At 60.2% G+C, this 15709-nt stretch carries 18 protein-coding genes; 11 read left to right on the plus strand and 7 right to left on the minus strand.

All coding sequences use genetic code 11. The features are described 5' to 3' along the window. The first annotated feature begins 15 nt into the window (after positions 1–15). Entirely contained in the window at positions 16–657 is a 642-nt protein-coding gene (locus tag Q1B27_RS15920; protein ID WP_299848817.1) for a hemolysin III family protein, read from the plus strand. A gap of 154 nt (positions 658–811) precedes the next feature. Here the strand turns inward: Q1B27_RS15920 and Q1B27_RS15925 are convergent, their stop codons facing one another. The 3 genes from Q1B27_RS15925 to Q1B27_RS15935 all read right to left on the minus strand — a co-directional run bounded on the left by Q1B27_RS15925 (position 812) and on the right by Q1B27_RS15935 (position 2236). Next, a complete protein-coding gene (locus tag Q1B27_RS15925; RefSeq protein WP_299848818.1) occupies positions 812–1078 on the minus strand; it encodes a DUF6455 family protein in 267 nt (88 codons plus the stop codon). A gap of 91 nt (positions 1079–1169) precedes the next feature. Further along, positions 1170–1526, minus strand: coding sequence for a YigZ family protein (locus Q1B27_RS15930; protein ID WP_299848819.1), 357 nt, complete (start codon positions 1524–1526; stop codon positions 1170–1172). Next, positions 1526–2236: a M48 family metallopeptidase gene (locus Q1B27_RS15935; protein WP_299848820.1), complete on the minus strand. Its 711-nt coding sequence runs from the start codon at positions 2234–2236 to the stop codon at positions 1526–1528. The genes Q1B27_RS15930 and Q1B27_RS15935 overlap by 1 nt, the downstream gene beginning before the upstream one ends. 119 nt (positions 2237–2355) lie before the next feature. On the opposite strand from Q1B27_RS15935, the gene Q1B27_RS15940 reads away from it, so the two are divergent. The 6 genes from Q1B27_RS15940 (at position 2356) to aguB (ending at position 7544) form a co-directional block, all read left to right on the plus strand. Further along, positions 2356–2595, plus strand: a complete 240-nt coding sequence (locus Q1B27_RS15940) for a hypothetical protein (RefSeq protein WP_299848821.1) — start codon at positions 2356–2358, stop codon at positions 2593–2595. Between the two features lie 209 nt (positions 2596–2804). Further along, entirely contained in the window at positions 2805–3821 is a 1017-nt protein-coding gene (locus Q1B27_RS15945) for an ABC transporter ATP-binding protein (protein ID WP_299848936.1), read from the plus strand. Then, complete coding sequence (locus Q1B27_RS15950; protein WP_299848822.1) at positions 3818–4711, plus strand: ABC transporter permease; 894 nt, start codon at positions 3818–3820, stop codon at positions 4709–4711. The genes Q1B27_RS15945 and Q1B27_RS15950 overlap by 4 nt, the downstream gene beginning before the upstream one ends. Beyond that, complete coding sequence (locus tag Q1B27_RS15955) at positions 4711–5514, plus strand: ABC transporter permease (RefSeq protein ID WP_299848823.1); 804 nt, start codon at positions 4711–4713, stop codon at positions 5512–5514. The genes Q1B27_RS15950 and Q1B27_RS15955 overlap by 1 nt, the downstream gene beginning before the upstream one ends. 18 nt (positions 5515–5532) lie before the next feature. Then, positions 5533–6570: an extracellular solute-binding protein gene (locus Q1B27_RS15960; RefSeq protein ID WP_299848824.1), complete on the plus strand. Its 1038-nt coding sequence runs from the start codon at positions 5533–5535 to the stop codon at positions 6568–6570. 92 nt (positions 6571–6662) lie between these two features. Further along, positions 6663–7544 (plus strand): N-carbamoylputrescine amidase, encoded by an 882-nt coding sequence (aguB, locus tag Q1B27_RS15965; protein WP_299848825.1) that lies wholly within the window; start codon positions 6663–6665, stop codon positions 7542–7544. Between the two features lie 64 nt (positions 7545–7608). On the opposite strand, the gene Q1B27_RS15970 is transcribed toward aguB, so the two are convergent. From Q1B27_RS15970 to Q1B27_RS15980, 3 genes are read right to left on the minus strand one after another with little or no spacing between them, the layout of a single operon-like run. Beyond that, positions 7609–8706, minus strand: coding sequence for an agmatine/peptidylarginine deiminase (locus Q1B27_RS15970; protein ID WP_299848826.1), 1098 nt, complete (start codon positions 8704–8706; stop codon positions 7609–7611). Between the two features lie 17 nt (positions 8707–8723). Then, the gene (locus Q1B27_RS15975; protein ID WP_299848827.1) at positions 8724–9638 is read right to left on the minus strand and encodes a helix-turn-helix transcriptional regulator; all 915 of its coding nucleotides are present in this window, start codon (positions 9636–9638) and stop codon (positions 8724–8726) included. Beyond that, positions 9638–10657 carry an agmatine/peptidylarginine deiminase gene (locus Q1B27_RS15980; protein WP_299848828.1) on the minus strand — a complete coding sequence of 340 codons (1020 nt, stop codon included), beginning with the start codon at positions 10655–10657 and terminating at the stop codon, positions 9638–9640. The genes Q1B27_RS15975 and Q1B27_RS15980 overlap by 1 nt, the downstream gene beginning before the upstream one ends. A gap of 96 nt (positions 10658–10753) precedes the next feature. Between Q1B27_RS15980 and Q1B27_RS15985 the strand changes: the two genes are divergently transcribed. Then, a complete protein-coding gene (locus tag Q1B27_RS15985) occupies positions 10754–11650 on the plus strand; it encodes a LysR family transcriptional regulator (RefSeq protein WP_299848829.1) in 897 nt (298 codons plus the stop codon). 3 nt (positions 11651–11653) lie between these two features. Here Q1B27_RS15985 and Q1B27_RS15990 read toward each other — a convergent pair whose 3' ends face one another. Beyond that, positions 11654–12415: an IclR family transcriptional regulator gene (locus tag Q1B27_RS15990; RefSeq protein ID WP_299848830.1), complete on the minus strand. Its 762-nt coding sequence runs from the start codon at positions 12413–12415 to the stop codon at positions 11654–11656. Positions 12416–12682: 267 nt separating this feature from the next. On the opposite strand from Q1B27_RS15990, the gene Q1B27_RS15995 reads away from it, so the two are divergent. From Q1B27_RS15995 to Q1B27_RS16005, 3 genes are all read left to right on the plus strand, one after another. Continuing rightward, positions 12683–13846 carry an iron-containing alcohol dehydrogenase gene (locus Q1B27_RS15995; RefSeq protein ID WP_299848831.1) on the plus strand — a complete coding sequence of 388 codons (1164 nt, stop codon included), beginning with the start codon at positions 12683–12685 and terminating at the stop codon, positions 13844–13846. A 77-nt stretch (positions 13847–13923) separates the two neighbouring features. Then, positions 13924–15015 carry a TRAP transporter substrate-binding protein gene (locus tag Q1B27_RS16000; protein WP_299848832.1) on the plus strand — a complete coding sequence of 364 codons (1092 nt, stop codon included), beginning with the start codon at positions 13924–13926 and terminating at the stop codon, positions 15013–15015. A 91-nt stretch (positions 15016–15106) separates the two neighbouring features. Next, positions 15107–15709, plus strand: a complete 603-nt coding sequence (locus Q1B27_RS16005; protein ID WP_299848833.1) for a TRAP transporter small permease subunit — start codon at positions 15107–15109, stop codon at positions 15707–15709.

The following is a 15709-nucleotide window of genomic DNA, read 5'->3' on the forward strand; positions in this document are numbered from 1 at the left end:
GAGTTGTTACCAGTAATGTCGTATCCAGTGTACACCAAAGCCGAACGTGTTGCCGATGTTGCAATTCATGTGCTGGGTGTTGTGGCGGCATTGATCGGGGTCTGCCTGATTTTCCAGAACATGTCCGAAGATCTGTCAGGGACCACATACGCGGCCACCTGTGTCTATGCAGCGGCGCTGGTGACGATGCTGACGGCCTCGGCCACCTACCACATCGCAGCCTATACGCCGGCCCGGCCGATCCTGCGCCGGATTGATCATGCGGCAATCTATTTCAAAATCGCAGGCACTTTCACGCCGCTCAGCGTCGTGCTGAACACCACCTTTGGCTATGTCGTCCTGGCCTTTGTCTGGGCACTGGCGCTGATGGGCGCAGTGACCAAGCTGATGGCCGCGCGGGGCAAGATGACAACCGGCTGGCTGCCCTATGTGGCGCTTGGCTGGATCGGGGTGGCGCTGTTTGTGCCGCTGTCGACGGTACTGCCAGTCTATAGCATGGGCCTGGTTCTGGCCGGGGGGCTTCTTTATACCGCTGGCGTGATTTTCTACAGCTGGGAAGGGCTGCGCTATGCCAACGCGATCTGGCACGGGTTCGTGCTCGTCGCTTCGGGCTGTGTGTTCTTTGCGGTTTCAACGGCCCTGGCTGTCGCGGGCTAAGCGCGCCGCAAACCGGACCCATTCCAATTTTGATGATTTGATAGCCACGCCGCAGGGCGAGGGGATATCATGTGTCCAGATATTTTTGGCAGCGAACTGCCTGGTTTTCCAACACTGCTAATTGTCGAAAGCAGGAAATCGCGGGCGGTATCGCTCAGGCGAACCTGCCAGCCTTCAGTCGTTCAAACAAATCGGAATTGCGGCACATGCCCGGTGCGGCCGGCGCCGTTTTGGTCTGCATTTCAAGCCAGCGTTCGCAGCCATCTGCATTGGTGCAACCTGTGCAGGCCATCACGGCTTCGCCCAGCGTGTCGATCTGTAACTGGCCCGCAATGGTGATCTCTTCCAGATCAAGGCCCAGCGTGGTTGCCATGCGATCCACCAGATCGGCGTGACGGCGAAGATTTGTTGGGTTGGTCACGGGACGACCCTTTCCTGTTGGACTGGCCCGGCATTCCGGGCCAACTCCTCACAAGGATAGGGCGCCGCGGGGTACGGCTCTTTGACCTATATCAACTGGCGCGGTCCGCCAGATAGGCATGCACACAGTCCTGAACATGGCGAAACCGGTCGCCCCCAAGGTGTTTGCCGCCATACCAGCGGGTGACGACGATGACATGATCCTTGAGGCCCTCGCGCTCCAGCATCCGAAGGATCACCATGCCGGCACCGGATTCCCCGTCATCACCCTTGAGCGGCGTGCCATCCGACAGAAGCACCGCCCAGCTGTTATGGGTCGCCCGGGCAAACTTCTTGTCTTTCTTCAGCACCTTCAGAAACAGCTCGACCGCTTCGCGGCTGGCCGCGGGCCCGCCAGAAACGGCGTATTTCGACCCGCGATCACTGATCACCCCGGTAAGTTGACGCATCAGAGGCTGTTATTCACCCGAATGACCGTCTCCATCCGCTTGGCGTTGGGCGGGTGCGTGCCAAGGAAACGATCGCCCGGATCGGGGATCTGGGTAAAGAACTGCGCACCGCGCACCGGGTTGAAGCCCGCGCGCTTGGTGATGATGGTGCCCAGCGCGTCGGCCTCAAGCTCGAAATCCTTGGAATAGGTGCGCGCGCCCACGGCGGCCCCCAGATCACGTGCGGTACTGATCGCGCCATCCCCGGCACCGGAAATAGCGGCGATCCCACCCAGCAGGATCGCGCCCGCTGTGGCGTTCTGGCGTTGCCGGGCGATATGACCCGAAATGTGGTGCGCACTTTCATGCCCCATGACAAACGCAAGCTCATCCGGGTTGCGCGCCTGCGCGATGAAGGCAAGGTTGAAGGCCAGGATCGGTCGGCCCGTGCGATCCAGCGTCTGGAATGCATTGGCGGGCTGACCGGGGCGGTCGTCCACGACAATCTTGAAATCGCAATTCAGACCGCGGGCGCGGCGGCGGCATTCGTTTTCGGCCACCGGCTCCATCGTGCGAACCACGCGGGCAAAGGACTGCATCTGCGCCTTGGTCGGAACCGTGCGCTTTTTCTGGACGGCTTTGGTGGGGGTGGGTTTGCTGGGCTGTGGCGCCTGGGTGGTTGTGACGCAACCGGTCAGGGCAAGGGCGCAAACTAGGGCTATCCAACGCATATCTGATCCTCACTACATACTGATAAGGGTATGTTTATCAGGGATTGCCCCCTATGCCACCCCGATTGCACCCGTCGCTCTGCGCTTGCAAAGACCCGCCTGTCGGGTCAGGATGGGGCATGTTTTCAATCGAGCATGAATTTGATGCAACGGTGGTGACGCTTGTCGATGACGGCGAGGCCCCGCTGCAAGAGGATGTGATCGTCAACGCGTTCGAGGAATGCGTCACGATCGAGCAATATGACCCCCGCAATGACAGCACCGTCAGGATTACCCTGTCGATGGCGCAGCTGCGCGATCTGGGGGCGGCATTGAACCTGCCTGAAGGGGTGTATTCACTGGCGCAGTCCAAGGGTTAGCGATGCAGGCCCGATACCCACTCTGGGTGATATTCAGGCGTTGAAGATGATGCCACCCTCTGCCTCGGGAACAAATCCCCGGGGGAGAGTGAAACGTGGAAATCGCCTCAACATCAGACGTTGCAAGTTCCGGCACGACACCCTGTGAAGGGACGTCATGCGCGGCGCATCTGGGCAATATCTGCAAGATCTATACCGACGGTTCGGGGATGGCGCATACGGCGCTGGATAGCGTCGATCTTGATATTTACGAGAATGAGTTTTTTACCCTGTTAGGCCCTTCCGGCTGTGGCAAAACAACTCTTTTGCGGCTGATGGGCGGGTTCGAGCAGCCCACCGGCGGCAGCATTTCAATCTTTGATCGCGAGATGGCAGGGCAACCGCCCGAAGACCGCCCGGTCAACACCGTGTTCCAGCATTACGCTTTGTTTCCGCATCTCAGCGTACGGCGCAATATCGGCTTCAGCCTTGAAATGCTGGGGCGCGACCGGCAGGAAATTTCCCAGGTTACCGCGCGGATGCTGACGCTGGTCGGGCTGGAAGCTTTGGCAGATCGGATGCCGGACCAACTATCCGGAGGTCAAAAACAACGCGTTGCCCTGGCGCGCGCACTGGCCCCGCAGCCCAAGATCCTGCTGCTCGATGAACCGCTATCAGCGCTGGATCTGAAGCTGCGCCAGAAGATGCGGCTGGAGCTAAAGGCGCTGCAGCGCGAGACCGGCATCACCTTTGTCTTTGTCACTCACGATCAGGAAGAGGCGCTGGCGATGAGTGACCGGGTGGCGGTACTGGCCGAGGGACGCATTCAACAGGTTGGCACACCCGAGGAAATCTACGAGGCGCCGGTCAATCGGTTCGTGGCCGATTTCATTGGCGGATCGAACATGCTGGAGGCGCAGGTCAGCGCGGCGGGCACGGTTCGGCTGGAAACACTTGGTGATTTGGCGGTCGAAACCGGCGCTGCGCGCGTGGGCGACAGGATCACCCTGTGCATCCGGCCCGAACGGCTGACGCTGAGCCAGTCGAACGCGACCGGTATCGGCCCTTTCCGGGTCATGGATCGCACCTATCTGGGCAACGCCGTGGCCTTTCATCTTTCGACGGGCGATCACGCGATCACCGCCCATCTGCCGCGTGGCGGGCAACGCGGACAACAGGATTTCAACCCCGGCGACGCGGTGTTTGCAAAGCTGGAGCCCGACGCCCTGCGGGTGCTGACCACATGAAGGCCCCACCAGATACCGGGTTGGCGGCACTGCTACTGTCGCCCGCACTTCTGATCATCGCGGTGTTCATGGTGGTGCCCATCGGGATCACCACGCTTTATTCGTTTCTGGAACCCGCCCGCTTTGGCGGCGTGATCTGGGAATATTCGCCCGAGGCCTATATCCGCTTGCTGTTCGAACGCGACATCTTTGATGATACGCTCAGCTTTTCCACCGACTACCTCCGCATTTTCCTGCGCTCACTGATGCAGGCCGGGGTTGCGACCCTGTTATGCCTGATCATCGGCATCCCGACCGCATGGTTTATCGCCACCCGGCCTGACCGGCAAAAGACCCTGTGGTTGATGCTGGTCACTGTGCCCTATTGGGTCAACCTGCTGGTGCGCACCATCGCGATGCTGCTGATCCTGCGGGACGAAGGACCGGTCAACGAGACATTGCAGTTGATCGGGCTGACCGCTGGGCCGCTGCCGCTGTCCTACAACAACTTTGCCGTCGGTCTGGGGCTGGTCTACAGCTTTCTGCCCTTCATGATCCTGCCGCTATATGCCGCCATCGAAAGGTTCGATTTCAGCCTGCTTGAGGCGGCGTATGATCTGCATGCCAATCGCTGGAAAGCGTTTGTGGGCGTGGTGCTCCCGATCCTGCGGCCTGGTGTCGTTGCCGGCAGCCTGCTGGTCTTCATCCCCGGCATCGGCGCCTTTCTCGCCCCCGATATCCTGGGCGGTGGTAAAACCATGATGATCGGCAATCTGATCGGTCAGCAATTTCAGGGCTCGCGCAACTGGCCCTTTGGCGCGGCGCTGTCGACAGTGCTGCTATCGCTGACGTTGATCGCGCTCTTCTGGTCAGCGCGGCGGGCGGCAAAATCCGGCGCGCAGGTGCTGTGATGGCGTTCCTGGATCGACGCAACAAGGATATTCGCAACCTGCCGGGGTTTGGTACCACCGCCGGGCTGGCCGTGCTGTTTCTATACGCCCCGATTGCGTTCCTGGCGCTTTATTCCTTCAACGCGGGCTGGTCGATCAGCCAGTTGGAGGGGTTTTCGCTGCGCTGGTACAAAGCGGTCTTTGCAAATGAAGGCATCCAGAACGCCGCGCTGAATTCGCTGACCGTTGCGATCATCGCCTCCTCCATCGCGACCGTACTGGCGACGGCGGCGGCGATGGCGACGGTGCGCCTGCGGTTTCGCGGCAAAGAGGTCGCCTATGGCCTGATCAACTTCCCCCTGATGGTGCCCGAGATTGTCACCGCCATCGCCACGCTGATCTTCTTTGCCGCCATCGGGTTCCGGCTGGGGCTGATGACGGTGATCGTGGCCCATATCGTGTTTTGCATCCCCTTTGCCTATCTGCCGATTCGGGCGCGGCTGGCGTCGATGGATGCGGGGTTAGAGCAAGCCGCCCGTGATCTTTTTGCCAGGCCATTTGTCGCGTTTCGGCGGATCACGCTGCCGATCCTGATGCCGGGGATCGTGTCGGGCTGGCTGCTGGCCTTCATCATCTCGCTCGACGATTTCATCATCTCGGCAATGGTCGCCGGACCCGGTGCCACCACCCTGCCCGTTCACATCTATTCGATGCTACGCCTTGGCATCACGCCCGAGGTCAACGCCGTGTCCAGCCTGATGATCCTGGCCTCGACGCTGCTTGTCCTGATTTCGGCGGTACTGAGCCGCAAAACCAAAACCTGACCAAATAGGAGACACTTGATGACTGTTAAAACCCTGTCCCGCACGGCCATTCTGGCCCTCGGCACCGCCATACTGGCTCCGACGGCCCATGCCGAAGGCGATCTTTATATCTATAGCTGGGGCGAATACACACCGCCCGATCTGGTCGACAAGTTCGAAGCTGAATTCGATGTCGACATCCATATCGACACCTATGACAGCATGGAGACCATGGTTGCCAAGCTGCGCGCCGGTGCCGGAGGGTACGACATCATCGTACCCGGTGACGGCACCATGCAAATCCTGATCGCCGAGGATATGGTCGAAAAAATCAACGTGTTCGCGATGCCCAATTTCGCCCATGTCGATGAGCGCTGGCGCGAGGTATATTGGGACCCCAAGCGTGAATATTCCGCGCCGTGGGCCTGGGGGTCGACCGCATTTGTCGTCGATACCGATGTCGTGCAGGGGGAGTATGACACGCTGGCCGTACTGTTTGACCCGGCAGACGCGGTCAAGGGCAAGATCAACATGCTTCGCGACCTCAACGACGTCATCAACATGGCGCTGCGTTATCTTGATCTGCCGCGCTGCAATGACAATCCCGAAGACATGAAAAAGGTTCTGGCGCTGCTTCAGACCCAGAAAGAATGGGTCAAAAGCTTTGACTCCGAGACCAAGGAACCGCTGGTCTCGGGCGAGGCGGCCGTGTCGATGAGCTGGAACGGCTATGCCATGCGTGCCCGCGATGAAAAACCGTCGCTTACCTATGTCTATCCAAAAGAAGGATTTACCGGCTGGATGGATAATCTTGCGGTGCCCAAAGGGGCGCAGAATATCGAAAACGCCAAGGCTTTCATCAACTTCGTCATGGCCCCTGAAAACGCGGCAATGATCACCAACTATGCGCGCTATTCCAATGGCATCAAGGGATCTGACGCGTTTGTCGATCCGGACCTGGCGGCCGCGCCCGAGATGACACCGCCTGCGGACGTACCCGCGCCGGAATTCATCCCTGTCTGCAGCCCTGAATCGATCGAGCTTTATGACCGGATCTGGACTAAGCTGATGAACTAAGACTGTCGCGCGGCGGGACACACGCCGCGCGGACTGCAATGATCTGTAACCCTGACATACCGGTCGGAACCCCTGGCCGCACGGAGAGCCCCATGTCAAAAGTCACTGTCGCGGCCACCCAGATGGCCTGTTCCTGGGATCAGGACGAAAACATCCAGAAAGCAGAAGAGATCGTGAATGCCGCTGCCGAAGACGGGGCGCAGATCATCCTGCTGCAAGAGCTGTTCCAGACCCCCTATTTTTGCCTGGAAATTTCGTTCCGCCACATGGCGCTGGCGCGCAGCATGTCGGATAGTCGCGTGGTTCAGCACTTTCGCAGCCTGGCCAAAAGGCTGGGGGTGGTATTGCCGATCTCATATTTCGAAAATGCCGGCCAGACGCATTACAATTCGCTGGCGATCATTGATGCGGATGGCGAGATTCTAGCCAATTACCGCAAGACCCATATCCCACAGGCGGCCGGTTACGAGGAAAAGTATTATTTCTCGCCCGGTGATACCGGATTTCAGGTGGTCGAAACCCGGTTTGCCCGGCTGGGATGTGGCGTATGCTGGGATCAGTGGTTTCCCGAAACGGCGCGTTCGCTGGCGTTGATGGGCGCCGAGGTGCTGATGTTCCCGACCGCCATCGGGTCTGAGCCGCAATATCCCGATCTGGATAGCGCCGGTCACTGGCAACGCACGATGCAGGGGCATGCGGCTGCCAATATCATGCCATTGGTAGCCTCGAACCGTATCGGCACGGAAAAGGATGGTGAGACGGAGATGACATTTTATGGTTCATCCTTCATCGCCGACCACACTGGCGCAAAACTGGCCGAGGCGAACCGAACCGACGAAACCTACCTGACGGCAGAATTCGACCTCGCCGCGATCCGCGATTATCGCCTGTCATGGGGGGTGTTCCGCGATCGCCGACCCGATATGTATCGCGCGCTTGGCACCATTGATGGAGTGCATCGCGTGGTCGGCTAAGCACTGGAAAAAAGGGGCACCACGATCACGCGGCGCCCCTTCAAGTCATTCCGAATTTATGTTTTCAGACCTTCGGTTGCTCATGGGTGGCGCAATGAATACCACCGCCGACCTCACCCACCGGATCGGTGTTCAGCATCACGATCTCGCGGCCCGGATAAAGATCGCGCAGAACGGCGAAAGCCTCTTCATCAGCGGCTTTGTCACCGAAATGCGACGCGACGACAGCACCGTTGCAGACATAGTAGTTCACATAAGAGGCCACGAAATCATAGCTTTTGATGCGTATGTCCCAGGGTTCGGGCAGCTTCACAAGCTCCAGCTTGCGGTTCCGGGCGTCGGTTGCTGATTGCAGAATGTCATGGGTTTCAAACGCAGCACGGCTCCATTGATCATTAGGATCAAGCTGATCTCCGATCTGGATCAACACCGTGCCCGGTTCGGTAAACCGGGCCAGGCCATCGATGTGGTAATCGGTGATGTCGCCACCTTTGATCCCCGGAGCCCAGATCACCTTTTCCGCGCCATAGGTCTCAAACAGCATCGCTTCGACCTCTTGCCTTGAGCCCTTGTTGCGATTGCGATTGACCCAGGAACTGGCATGCGCAATCAGCGTACCCTCGCCGTCAAATTCCGCGCCGCCGGCTTCGCCAACCAGACCGGCGTCAAAAAGTGGCAGACCCATGTGCCGCGCCACACGCTCGGCAACCTTGCCATCCTTGCGGTGGATCTGCTTGCCGCCCCAACCATTGAAGTTGAAATGGGTCATCGCCAACCCGCCCTTGCCGTCGATGACAAAAGACGGTCCACTGTCACGCGCCCATAGATCTTCGGTCGGGATATCCCAGATGTCGATCTGCGCACTCAGCAGGCGGCGGGCGGCTTTTTCATGTTTGGCAGCCATCAGCATCACCACGGGCTCGAACTCGACGATGGTGTTGGCGATATCGGCGATGGTCTGTTGCAGGTCTTTCAGGAATTGCCCGTCTGAATAAACGAAACGGCTGACCGGCCACTGCATGAAAGTCCGCTCGTGGGGCATTGCCTCTTCCGGGTAGAAAAACCCGTTACTGCGGGCGCCACCAACGGCGGCATGGGCAGGCAGTGCCCCGGATGCAGCAAGCGCCGCCGCGCCCTTGATGATGTTGCGACGCGTCATCATTCGTCTCTCCTTTGTCGTTAATAGGCCGGTCGGAAGGTTGATGGCAGAAATTCCAGCGGATCGGTTTCCGCCCCCGGCGGCGTGGCCGAAAGCGCTGCCATGAAAACCGAGAACAACCCGCCCTGCGAACTGACACCCAGTTTGGTGTAAATCCGTTTGCGATGCACCTTGACCGTCTCGGGGCTGTTGCCCAGCAGACGCGCAATCGACTTGTTGGAATGCCCGCGGACAATCAAATGGGCCACATCGGTCTCTCGTTCGCTCAGCACAGAGGTGCCAAACAACGCAAAGGCACGTTCGACATGGCCACCGATACGACCGATCCCCGACGTTGTTTCAGGGGACAGCCCCGGCCAGTGACGCCGTGCCAGCGCGCCAAAGACCGGCAGCAGGAAACATAATTGCGCGCGCGCGTCATGCCGGGCAACCGTGCCATGACGGATACCCAGCGACAGCACAATTGCCGCGCCATCCGGAAAGCGCAGGATCACACCGCATTCATCATGCAGGTCGGTGGCCGCATAAAACCGCTTGAAATAATCGCTTTGCCGAAAATCATCCGGCGCGAATTCAGACAGCATCGCAACGCAATCCCCGCTGCCGCGACGAAAGAGATCATGCAGCGGATCCAACAGATAGGCCCAGTTCAGATAAGGGGCCAGAACGGCGCTATCCTCGGTGTTTTTCAGATCGTTATAAAGAACGACCGGCGCGTGCTCCCGGAAAAACGCGCAGGCAAAGACGGATTCGAACCCCGACAGAGCCTTGCAAATCTCTGCCAGCTTCGCGGGAAATCCGGACGTGCCAACCAGGCCGACAGCCTCGGCCAACAGGCCCATCGTCGGCTGGGCTTCGGCCGCGCGTGACATTTCCACCCCGCCGACCAGCCGAAGCTGCCCGCCACGCGCAACCCGTTTTGCGGCGCCCGACATCACGCAGGCTCTTGCTGAGTGATGCAGTGAATACCACCGCCGCCGACCGCGATATCGTTGATATCAACCATCACCACGCGGACATCGGGGAAAAGATCCTGATAAATCTCGCGCGCCTCTTGGTCCGTCGCGGTGCCATAGCGGGGCATGATCACGCCACCATTGCAGAGATAGGCGTTCACATAGGATCGGCAAAACCGATCCCCGATGGCGCAGCTTTCATCGGCCTCGGGCATCTTCACCAGACGGATCGGGCGACCGCGTGCGTCGGTTGCCCCGGCCAGGGCGTCGATATTGGCCTGCTTTATGGCGCGCCACGGATCAGACGGGTCATCCGCCCCTTCGATCAGCACAACGCCCGGCGCCACGAACACCGCGATGCCGTCCACATGGCCGTCGGTTTCGGTCTCATCCACGTTACCCGGCAGCCAGATAACCGTGTCACCACCCAGCATCGACTTCAATTCAGCTTCGATTTCTTGCCGGGTCCAATCCGGGTTACGGTTGGCGTTGGGAAAACAGCTTTGCGTCGTCAGGATCGTGCCCTCACCATCGACGCTGAAGCCGCCACCCTCGGCGGTCAACCGGCTGGAAAACACGCGCGCACCCGCAGCATCGGCAATGAAACGTCCCGCGGCGGCATCGCCGTCATAGGGGTGGTATTTCTGGCCCCAGGCGTTGAACCGGAAAACGGCTGCGGCTTTGGCCCCGTCTGCGTCCAGCAAGAAGTTCGGCCCCGCATCACGGGCCCATGAATCGTCAATCGGCAGGTCGATCAGGTCGATATCCGATCCCAGCAGATCCTGTGCCCCGGCGCGGTCGCGCGGATGCACCAGCATGCTCAGCGGTTCGAAATCACGGATCGCATGGGCAACGGCAGCATAGGCCGTGCGCGTGGCCTCCATATCCGGCCAGACAGTTTTGCGGCAGGGCCACATCATCCAGCTTCGCGCATGCGGGGTGAATTCTGCCGGCATACGATAGCCCAGGTCATGCGGTGTCGGTGGCGTGTGCAGCATGGGATCATCCATCAAGAAAAGCGTTGCAAGCTAATATGACATGAGTGTTTAATATGGCAAAACGCGGAATTATCATAGTTTTGGCAAATTTTACTCATGAATAGCCCTTATCGAACCCTCCCTCCCCTGACCGCGCTGGTCGGGTTCGAGGCGGCGGCGCGGCACGGTAGTTTCTCGCGCGCCGCAGAAGAGCTGAACGTGACCCAATCGGCGATCAGCCATCAGGTCCGCGCGTTGGAGGATCATCTGGGCCAGCCCCTCTTCCGGCGTGTGGGGCGGCGGATCGAGCTGACGGATGCCGGATTCGATCTTCAGCAAACCGCCCATGACGCGCTTGAAACCGTTCGGCACGGGGTGCGCCGGCTGAACGCCTATACCAAACCCGGTTCGGTCATCCTGATGATGCCGCCCGCCTTGGCGCAGGGTTGGTTTCTGCCCCGGCTGGCGCAATTGAGGGCCGACCTGCCGCAGGTGGAACCCTGGTTGCACACAACCGATGAAACCTGGATACCGGAAGAGGCGGAAATCGACATCGTGATTTCCCGCGACCCCTGGCAGGATGAGGGTACGATCACCCGAACCCTGATGCCAGATCGCCTTTGGCCTTTGGCCGCGCCCGAGGTTGCCGCAGCACTCCCCGACTTTCCGGAAAATGAACGTCTGGACGGCGCGACGTTGCTGCATGACGAAGGCCTGGACGACTGGCAGAAATGGTTCGCTGCGGTAAATTCCGCCCGGCACGAAGTCTCAAGCGGTCTGAATTTCTCGGACCCGGGAATGATGTTGCAGGCCGCCACGCTTGGGCACGGGGTCTGTCTGGGGTCAGAAGTTCTGGCAGGCGCCCTGTTAGAACGGGGTGATCTGGTGCGTGCGGCAGCGACGCCATTGGTCAGCTCATCCGCCTTTCATATGTCGGCGTGGAAACGCACCTTCTCGCGCCTCGCGGTGCGCCAGACCTGGCAATGGCTTTGCGATCAATGCCCACAAGGTTAGCCTCTATCCGATCAGGCAATGCCTTAATTTACCGGCGATTTCACGCATCAGCGGGATTTCCGCCTTGAGGTCGTCAATAGATTTTCGGGTGGTCAGCGCATGGGTCGACAGGCAGGCCACAAGCGCGCCGCTGTCGGCAAACACAGGCACCGCCGCGCCGACCATGTCGTCGAACCATTCTTCCTTGTCGAGCGCGAAACCGAATTCGCGTATCCGCGCCAGTTCCGCACCAAAAGCGGCCGCATCCACAATCGTGTTACGCGCCGATGTCTTGTCTGCGATCCGCTCATAGACACCCAATGCGGCATCCGGCTCAAGCGTCGAAAGATAGAGCTTGCCGGACGCACAACAATGCAGCGGCAGCGGCGCGCCGACCTTCAGATTGACCTGAAAAGGCCAGTGCGATTCCAGCCGGTCGAAATAGATCAGCTTGGTACCATGCGGGATCGACAGGCTGACGGTTTCGTTCAGCTGTTCCGACAGCGCCCGCAGCAAGGACCGGCGCTCGGTCACCTTGGGCTCGTATTGCAGGCTGTTCAGGATCAGATCGCGAAACCGCTCACCCGGAACGTAATGGCCCGAGGCGGTCGGTGCGATGAAACGTTCCTCGCTCAGCGCGTCAAGCCAGCGATAGATCGTCGGGGTTGGAATTTCCAGCGTCTGAGACAGGCGCGATGCCGTCGCCGCCTCGGGGTTGAGGCAGATGGCTTCGATGATCTCAAGAATTCTGCGCGGTGAATTCCGGGTGTTTTTCTTCTCGGTCACGCGGTGGCTCTCTGTTTTTTGTCGGTATGGCATGTCCTGAAACAGCCAAAACGGAAAATTTCGGGAATCACAAGTTTCCTTGGTTCTGCGGGGCTTTTTCCGCAACGCATGCGACCCTGCGGTTGCGGCTGAGGGTGCCGGAAAGCAATTGATCTGTCAACTAAATGAGAATTATTTTATCACTTTATTGACAGAGCGAGCGCGCTCGACATAGGCTTGGCCCCAACGACGCCCCCGTGGGCCGTCGCCTTTGGGGAGGAAATGCCAATGTCAGTTCGTGTCTGCACACCGCGATTCATGTCGATCGGGCGCGGCGCGTTGAATGGCATCGCCGATATCCTGTCCCGCATGGGGCATATCCGGAACCCGCTGATCGTGACCGACAGGTTCATGTCCGACTCGGGCGTTGCCGCCCGGGTGCAGGGCCTGCTGCACGAGGCCGGGCTGAAATCCGGGGTGTTCGACGCGGTGCTGCCCGACCCCACCGATACGGTGGTGCTGGCCGGAATCAGCGCGCTGGAACAGGGCGGGCATGATGCGGTCGTGGGCCTGGGCGGTGGCAGCCCGATTGACGCGGGCAAGGCCATTGCCACCATGGCCACGGGCAGCCGCGACATCCAGGATTACCGCCCGCCCACGCAATCCGACGCGCCGGGCCTGCCAATGCTGGCGGTGCCGACAACAGCGGGCACCGGATCGGAAGTCACCCATCACACCGTCATCATCCACAGCGACAGCCGCGAGAAAATCTCGTGTCGGGGCGAGGGGTTCGTGCCCCTCGGCGCCATCGTCGATTTTGAACTGACCCTGTCGAAACCCAAACGTCTGATCGCCGACAATGGCCTCGATACGCTGACCCATGCGATTGAGGCCTATGTCAGCCGCAAGGCCACGCTTTATTCGGATCGCATGGCGCTGGATTGCATGCGGCTGGTGGCGGGCAATCTCGATGCCGCCTATACCGATCCTGAAAACATCCCCGCGCGCGAGGCGCTGATGCTGGCCGCGACCTTCGGCGGGCTGGCCTTTTCCAACGCCTCGATTGCGCTGGTCCATGCCATGAGTCGCCCTTTGGGCAGCCTCTTTCACGTCCCGCACGGGATGAGCAACGCGATGCTCTTGCCGACAGTGACCGAGTTTTCCAAGACATCGGCCCTGGCCCGCTATGCCGACTGCGCCCGGGTGATCGGCCTGGCAAGCGACAGTGCCGATGATGCCAACGCCGCCGACGCGCTGGTTGACGGGCTCTATCAGTATAATGCGCGTCTGGATGTGCCCAGCCTGTCGGAATTCGGCATCGACAATAGCGCCTACACCGCCGCCGCCGGGCACATGGCTGAGGACGCGGTGCGCTCCGGCGCGCCTGCCAACAATCCGCGTGTGGGCAGCACGCAAGAAATAACAGACCTCTATCACGAGGCATGGGCCTGAGCGCCCGACAATCGGCACCGCCACGGGTGGTGATCGACACCTGACAACACTGAATTCAACTGTGGAGGAAGATAGAAATGACATCCCTGACCAAGTCCCTGACGACCTTTGGGCGCCGCACGGTCGGCATCGCAGCACTTTCGGCGCTGTGCCTGGGCGCCGGAACGGCAACGCCTGCCGATGCGCAGGACAAGATACGCTGGAAGGTCCAGGCGACCTTCAACACCGGCTGGCCCGCCCTTGGCGACCCGATTGCCCGGGTGGCTGAAACCCTGGACGCGGCCACCGATGGCCGGATCAAGCTGAAGATTTTCGAGCCGGGCAAAATCGTCCCGCCGCTTGAAATCTCGCCCTCGATCAGCAATGGCAACCTACCCGCCGCCTATAACTACCTGGCCTACGATCAGGGCCGCATCCCCTCGGCGGTGCTGTTCTCGGCGGTGCCCTTCGGCATGGAGCCCTGGGAATACGCCGCCTGGTGGTTCGAAGGCGAAGGCCACGGCCTGGCCGAAGAGATCTACGCCGCGCAGAACATCCACCCGCTGCTCTGCAGCACGATCGGGCCGGAAACCGCGGGCTGGTTCCGCACACCGATCACGCAGCTCAGCGATCTCGAAGGGTTGAAAATCCGCTTCTCGGGCCTGGGCGGTCAGGTTCTCAACCGGATCGGCGCCTCGGCGACCCTCATGGCCGGGGGCGAGATTTTCGCCGCCCTTGAAAAAGGCACCCTGGACGCCACCGAATATTCGATGCCCGCAATTGACGAGATTCTGGGCTTCCACAAGATCGCTAAATACAACCTCTTCCCGGGCTGGCATCAGCCGTCCACCTCGACCCATCTGCTGATCAATCTGGATGAGTGGAACAAGCTGAGCCCGGCCGATCAGGCGTTGTTTGAGATGGCTTGTACCGCCGCCACCATGCGCGCGATCACCACGGGCGAGGCCCTGCAGGGCGCCCAGATCAAAAGCTTCCCCGACAAGGGCGTCACCGCCGCCAAGCTGCCCGATGATGTCATTCAGGAACTCAAGCGCGTGACATTGGAAGTGATGACCGAAGAGGCCGCCAAGGATGCCGATTTCGCCCGCGTCTGGGAATCGCAGAAAGCGTTTCATGCCGATTACCAGATCTGGAAGGAACTTGGCTACTTACCGCGCGACTTTGACTGAGATTTCGGCGTAAGATGAGACTGCGGCAGGCCTGTCCAACCCAAGGGACGGGGCTGCCGCTGAAATGTCAGGCAGGACCTGCGAGGGGCACATGCAACGAGACGACGAAGACAAGCTGAGTGCTGCAATTGAGGCCGGGGATCTTCCCCATCACGACACGGACGCCCTGCGCGACAATGCCTTCAGCCGCGCGATTGATCGCATCGTCGGGCTGGTAGGCGAGGCATTCAGCTGGCTCTGGCTGGTGCTGTTGGCGGTGATCATCGGCAATGTCATCCTGCGCTACGTGTTCAGCCAGGGCATGATCGAGCTGGAAGAACTGCAATGGTATCTCTACGCCGCGGCCTGGCTTGTCGGCCTGTCCTACACGTTCATCTCGGACGGGCATGTCCGGGTCGACGTGGTGCATGACCGCCTGTCGCTGCGCAGCCGTATGGTGCTGGAATTTCTCGGGCTGACGCTGCTGTTTCTGCCCTTCGTCTGTTTCGTGCTCTACTACACCTTCCCCTTCGTCGAACTTTCCTGGCAAACCAACGAGACCTCGACCTCAGCCAACGGGCTGCCCGCGCGCTGGCTGATCAAAGGCTGTCTGCTGTTCAGCTTCGTGCTGCTGGCACTGGTCGGTCTGGCGCGTCTGCTCCGGGTCGTCGCCACACTCAGATACGGGCCGATGCCCCCGGCGAAAGAGGCCTGA

Source organism: uncultured Roseovarius sp. (assembly GCF_947489715.1).
Classification (GTDB): domain Bacteria; phylum Pseudomonadota; class Alphaproteobacteria; order Rhodobacterales; family Rhodobacteraceae; genus Roseovarius.

What these genes read in the sequence shown, in the direction of transcription:
- Q1B27_RS15920 (WP_299848817.1), top strand. Translation starts at nt 16, where the DNA reads ATGTCGTATCCAGTGTACACCAAAGCCGAACGTGTTGCCGATGTTGCA.
- Q1B27_RS15930 (WP_299848819.1), bottom strand. Translation starts at nt 1,526, where the DNA reads ATGCGTCAACTTACCGGGGTGATCAGTGATCGCGGGTCGAAATACGCC.
- Q1B27_RS15935 (WP_299848820.1), bottom strand. Translation starts at nt 2,236, where the DNA reads ATGCGTTGGATAGCCCTAGTTTGCGCCCTTGCCCTGACCGGTTGCGTC.
- Q1B27_RS15940 (WP_299848821.1), top strand. Translation starts at nt 2,356, where the DNA reads ATGTTTTCAATCGAGCATGAATTTGATGCAACGGTGGTGACGCTTGTC.
- Q1B27_RS15945 (WP_299848936.1), top strand. Translation starts at nt 2,805, where the DNA reads ATGGCGCATACGGCGCTGGATAGCGTCGATCTTGATATTTACGAGAAT.
- Q1B27_RS15950 (WP_299848822.1), top strand. Translation starts at nt 3,818, where the DNA reads ATGAAGGCCCCACCAGATACCGGGTTGGCGGCACTGCTACTGTCGCCC.
- Q1B27_RS15955 (WP_299848823.1), top strand. Translation starts at nt 4,711, where the DNA reads ATGGCGTTCCTGGATCGACGCAACAAGGATATTCGCAACCTGCCGGGG.
- Q1B27_RS15960 (WP_299848824.1), top strand. Translation starts at nt 5,533, where the DNA reads ATGACTGTTAAAACCCTGTCCCGCACGGCCATTCTGGCCCTCGGCACC.
- aguB (WP_299848825.1), top strand. Translation starts at nt 6,663, where the DNA reads ATGTCAAAAGTCACTGTCGCGGCCACCCAGATGGCCTGTTCCTGGGAT.
- Q1B27_RS15970 (WP_299848826.1), bottom strand. Translation starts at nt 8,706, where the DNA reads ATGATGACGCGTCGCAACATCATCAAGGGCGCGGCGGCGCTTGCTGCA.
- Q1B27_RS15975 (WP_299848827.1), bottom strand. Translation starts at nt 9,638, where the DNA reads ATGTCGGGCGCCGCAAAACGGGTTGCGCGTGGCGGGCAGCTTCGGCTG.
- Q1B27_RS15980 (WP_299848828.1), bottom strand. Translation starts at nt 10,657, where the DNA reads ATGCTGCACACGCCACCGACACCGCATGACCTGGGCTATCGTATGCCG.
- Q1B27_RS15985 (WP_299848829.1), top strand. Translation starts at nt 10,754, where the DNA reads ATGAATAGCCCTTATCGAACCCTCCCTCCCCTGACCGCGCTGGTCGGG.
- Q1B27_RS15995 (WP_299848831.1), top strand. Translation starts at nt 12,683, where the DNA reads ATGTCAGTTCGTGTCTGCACACCGCGATTCATGTCGATCGGGCGCGGC.
- Q1B27_RS16000 (WP_299848832.1), top strand. Translation starts at nt 13,924, where the DNA reads ATGACATCCCTGACCAAGTCCCTGACGACCTTTGGGCGCCGCACGGTC.
- Q1B27_RS16005 (WP_299848833.1), top strand. Translation starts at nt 15,107, where the DNA reads ATGCAACGAGACGACGAAGACAAGCTGAGTGCTGCAATTGAGGCCGGG.